Origin of the sequence: Arthrobacter sp. H41 (genome assembly GCF_000520535.1) — a bacterium.
Taxonomy (GTDB): domain Bacteria; phylum Actinomycetota; class Actinomycetes; order Actinomycetales; family Micrococcaceae; genus Arthrobacter_D.
This window is the reverse complement of record NZ_KI914762.1, coordinates 1,092-5,270: the sequence shown is the minus strand read 5'-3', so window position 1 is coordinate 5,270 and position 4,179 is coordinate 1,092. Positions and strand designations below refer to the sequence as shown.

At 68.4% G+C, this 4,179-nt stretch carries 6 protein-coding genes and 1 pseudogene; all 7 read right to left on the bottom strand.

Features of this window, described 5'->3' with window-relative positions; genetic code table 11:
• Positions 1–402, bottom strand: a 402-nt coding sequence (locus Y705_RS20955) for an Rv3654c family TadE-like protein (RefSeq protein WP_253908457.1), incomplete at its 3' end; no start/stop codon positions are given.
• A gap of 43 nt (positions 403–445) precedes the next feature.
• Positions 446–748, bottom strand: a complete 303-nt coding sequence (locus Y705_RS0102825; RefSeq protein WP_253908456.1) for a TadE family type IV pilus minor pilin — start codon at positions 746–748, stop codon at positions 446–448.
• Between the two features lie 71 nt (positions 749–819).
• Positions 820–954: a DUF4244 domain-containing protein gene (locus tag Y705_RS20950; RefSeq protein ID WP_081737729.1), complete on the bottom strand. Its 135-nt coding sequence runs from the start codon at positions 952–954 to the stop codon at positions 820–822.
• 314 nt (positions 955–1,268) lie between these two features.
• Positions 1,269–1,751, bottom strand: coding sequence for a type II secretion system F family protein (locus Y705_RS0102815; RefSeq protein WP_162149025.1), 483 nt, complete (start codon positions 1,749–1,751; stop codon positions 1,269–1,271).
• An 83-nt stretch (positions 1,752–1,834) separates the two neighbouring features.
• On the bottom strand, positions 1,835–2,629 hold the full coding sequence (locus tag Y705_RS23380) for a type II secretion system F family protein (protein WP_155849875.1): 795 nt from the start codon (positions 2,627–2,629) through the stop codon (positions 1,835–1,837).
• A complete protein-coding gene (locus Y705_RS22120; protein WP_081737730.1) occupies positions 2,626–3,810 on the bottom strand; it encodes a TadA family conjugal transfer-associated ATPase in 1,185 nt (394 codons plus the stop codon). The genes Y705_RS23380 and Y705_RS22120 overlap by 4 nt, the downstream gene beginning before the upstream one ends.
• 118 nt (positions 3,811–3,928) lie before the next feature.
• Positions 3,929–4,179 (bottom strand): annotated as a pseudogene (locus Y705_RS22625) (hypothetical protein); the annotation flags it as partial.

Sequence of the window (4,179 nt, the reverse complement as noted above, 5' to 3'; positions counted from 1 at the left end):
CGCCGCTCCTGTTGCCGGCGGCAGTAACGCTCCTGCCGACACGGTCGTAGTGATCACATAGGTGTCGCCGGCAGAGCTTTCGGTTGCGCAGCTTTCGAGCTGCGCGCCCTGCTTTTCCGCCACCTCAAGGGCGAGCACGCACGGTTCTCCCTCGCGGAGGCCCCGAGCGGCGTCGGCTGCGGCCAGTGCGGACAGATCCGCGGCAGTGGCGGCCCGCGAAGCGGACACCGCTCCCTGCATCAAGAGCGCTGCCCCAGCGACCAGGATCAGCAGGGCGAGCGCGAAGCCCGCCATGAGGACCGTCCCCGCGCCGCGTTCGTTGTCCTCCGGCTGCCACCTGCGTGCTCGGACCGGCGCACCCCGCCGCTTGAACCACTGCCGCTTTGCTCTTGGTTGCTTCACTGCCGGGTCTTTGACCCCCGATAGCGCGGGCAGTCCGCCGCCGTCAACCATGCTCGGATCTCCCGGATGCGGTGGCTGAGAGGGTGAGCTCGAGAAGGCCGACGACCGGCCCCCGGACTGGAGCGGTGACTTCGATCGACGTCCATTCCGCGTCGGAGCCAAGCATCACTTCGGCCTCGGCCCCGGCAAGTCGACGCACCGTCCCTTCAACGGACTGCTGCGTCTCGCCTCGCATCACTTCCCGCGCTCCGGCCCTCGCCGCTTCCTCGAGGCGCAGCTGGGTCATACCCGCAGCCGTTGCTCCAACGAATATCCCGAAGACCAGAACCAGGGCGGGAAGTGCCACCGCGATTTCCGCGGTGACTGCGCCACGTTCACCCGACCTGCGCCGGTGCTTCCCACCCTGGTGCATCGAACTCAGCCGAAGCTCAGGGCGGATTGGATGAGGGACATCAGAAGGCCCCGCACCTCACCGCTGGACAGCACCGCGACCAGAAGCGCTGCGAACCCGACGGCGGCGAGCGTGGCGATCGCGTATTCGGCCGTTGCCATCCCTGCCTCCTTCAACAGGGAACCCCGGGGATGTGGCGGCCTGGTAGGGGCCATGCGTAGTTCGATTACCCGCCCAAGCGGTGGATCGGGCCTGCAGGGCGCGGATCCTCCGGGTCCTGAAGGCCCGCTGGGCGTGCCAACGTCCCCGCCTGGAATCCTGACGCTGTGTGGCATTGTTTCTTCCTCTCGGTGATTCCGCCGGCTCGGCAGCGGATCGGTGGTTGAGCGACCGGCCTTTCCGGTGCTGTTTCCACTCTTCCGCAGCGGGGCAATCTTGGGACGTGACCCACTCCCTAAGTGGATAAGGCGGTGGCTCACAGGGACGGCAGAACGGCCCACACCACGGGAAGCACCCCGAGGCAAACGAAGGCAGGAAGGGAGCAGACTCCGAGCGGCACCACGAGTCTCACTCCGAGCGCGGCTGCCCTCCGTTCGACTTCCCGGTTGCGGCGGCGTCTCAGCTGGGCGGCGCAGGCATGGATGATCGACGCCGAGGGCGCGCCGGTGCCGGCCGCGAACCGTAGGGTTCTTCGCAATTCATCGACGCAGTCCCTGCACCCCCGCGCTGCTGAAGGACCTGCGGTCTCCCAGGCGCTCTCCCACTCTGCTCCGAGCTCAAGGGCATCCCTCACTCTCCGGAGCCGGGCGGCCACCGAAGGATCACAAGATGTTTCAAGCACTGCCAGAGCCTGTCCCACCGGCGCGCCTGCAGTCAGAATGGCTCCGACGAGGTCGAGCATCAGCGGAGCATCAGCGATTCCCGGCCGGTGATCGTCCCCAGCCGTCTGCTGCGGCACGAGTGTTCCAGGACCACGGTGGGGGACTGAATAAAGCAGGCACGCACCGGCCAGGAGAATCGTGACAAGGAGCCCGGCGTTCATCAGCCGGCCTCCTCCGCCGCTGCGAGGAGGCGCCGCGACCAAAGCCTGGCGATGACCATCAGGAGAATGCCGAGAACCAGGACGCCCACTCCGAGAGGTGAGCCGAGGAGGGTTCCGAGCGGATTGACGCCCAACAGATAACCAAGCCCAAGACCGAAAACCGGGAGCCAGGTCAGGAGGGCTACTGTAGCCTTCGGTCCGGCCAGTGCCGTCTCCCTCGCGGCTTCGGCATCGAGTTCGGAATCAAGCTGCACCCCGTACCGGTCGAGCACGTGGGCGAGGGGTGCGCCGCTGCTGTCCGCCACTTCGAAACAGGCCGCGAGATCGAGCCAGAGCTTTCCTGCGGACGGCTTGTGGGGATCGGTGCGGCGGCCGGTCGCGGTGGCTCCGGTCCGCAATGCGTCGGGCACGCTCAGCCCCAGCTCCGCGCTCCTGCGTGCCGTCTGGATGACAGGAACCGCACGCGCGGCGAAGTGTGAACCCGATCCCGCCGCGTCCTGGTACACCCGTTCCATGTCCTCCCACAGGTACAGCGGTGACCGTCCCGCTCTCAGCAATCCCGTCAGCTGATGGACGAACAACGGCAGTTCGTGCAGCTCGATACTCCGCGTCCGGGATGGGAGCCGCTGGAAAACCCCCTGGAACGACGCGTCCGCTCCTCTTTGCCGACCCAGGCGTCCGGCGCGAGGCGTTGCGCGGAGGGCTCTTCGCGTTCCAGGGGGACTGGCGCCCGGCGCAAGGGCGAGTACTGCGACGGCGGCGGCCAGGAGAAGCACCACCCCGGCGCCGGTCATGAGCGAAGACCCGAACCGGCGAGTCGCTGCTGGAGGGCTTCCCATGCCTCGCCCTTGACACACCCGTCGTCGTTGACGCTCAACGCGGGCCGCACCGTCAATTGCCCCTCGCTATTCAGCCCCACCAGGGCGATCTGATCGACCCGCCGTCCCGTCGGAATCCGGACGAGGTGGATGACGACGTCGAGCGCCGTTCCCGCCTGCAATGCCAACGACGCAGGGCTCAGCCCGGCCAACGCCCCGAGGGCAGTGAGCCGCGCCGGAACAGCGGCGGCGGAGTTCGCGTGGACCGTGCCGCCGGCGCCGTCGTGCCCCGTATTCATCGCCATCAACAGGTCGCGGACCTCGCCGCCGCGGCACTCGCCCACGATCAGGCGGTCGGGCCGCATCCTCAGGGCATTCCTCACCAGGTCGGCGAGATCCACCCCTCCTGCTCCCTCGAGGTTCCCGGAGCGCGACTGCAGGCCGACGGTATGGGGATGCTGCGGATTCAGTTCGGCGGCGTCCTCCACGAGAACGAGCCGTTCCGTGGAGCCCGCCATGCCGAGCAGCGCCGAAAGGAGCGTGGTCTTTCCGGTTCCGGTGGCGCCACTGATCAGGAAGTTCAGGCGCCCCTTCATGACGGCCACCAGCGTGGCCGCCATGCCCTGCGGGACAGTGCCGGAGGCCGTCAGCTCCCCGAGGGAGAACACCTTCGAGCGCCGGATCCGGATGGACAGCAGGGTGCCTCCGGTGGACAGGGGTGGGAGCACGGCGTGGATGCGGTACCCGCCCAGCCGGACGTCCACACAGGGGCTGCCGTCGTCGAGCCGCCTTCCACCCGCCGCGATGAGCCGCACGGCGAGCGCACGGACTTCGCTCTCGCTCTCGAAGAGCCGCGGGACACGCCTCAGGCCGCCGACGCCGTCGATCCAGGTGTCGCCGGGCCCGTTCACGAGGATGTCGGTGATGTCATCGGTCCCCAGAAGATGCTGCAACGGACCGAGTCCCTGGAGCTCGGCGCGGATACGGTCGACCGCGTTGAGGGTACCCTCCGAGCCGAGGAGCCGCCCCGACGTGCGGACTGCATCCGCGAGGCCTGCTGCGGTGACGGCGGCGGTTCCCGCGAGGACCGAGGTGCGGACCTCACCGACCATGCTGAGGCCTGCGCTCGCCGCTGGAGCTTCCGCCGGCTTCACCATGGATCCGGCGTGCAAACCCCTGCTGAAGCCATTGCGTGAATCGGTGTCCGAACTGAAGCCTGGTTCGGCTTCACGTCGGCGGATACTGCTGTCGCGCCGCCGGGGCCGCAGGAAGGGATCAACGGCCACCGGTACCACCGATTCCCGGGATGGCGTCGAGGAGCGATCGGCACACGGCCCGCGGGCGTCTCCGCCGTCCGATCTCCAGGACCCGTCCGGACGCCTCTGCGGCGGCGACCCCGCGCATGCGCGGCAGCAGTTCCAAATCAACTCCCGTTCCCAGGGCCTCGCCAATGCTTTGGGTGTCGAAGTTCCGGGACAGCGGTCCGCCCACCACCGGATGGACAGGGAGCGGCTCGAGCCTGCGCT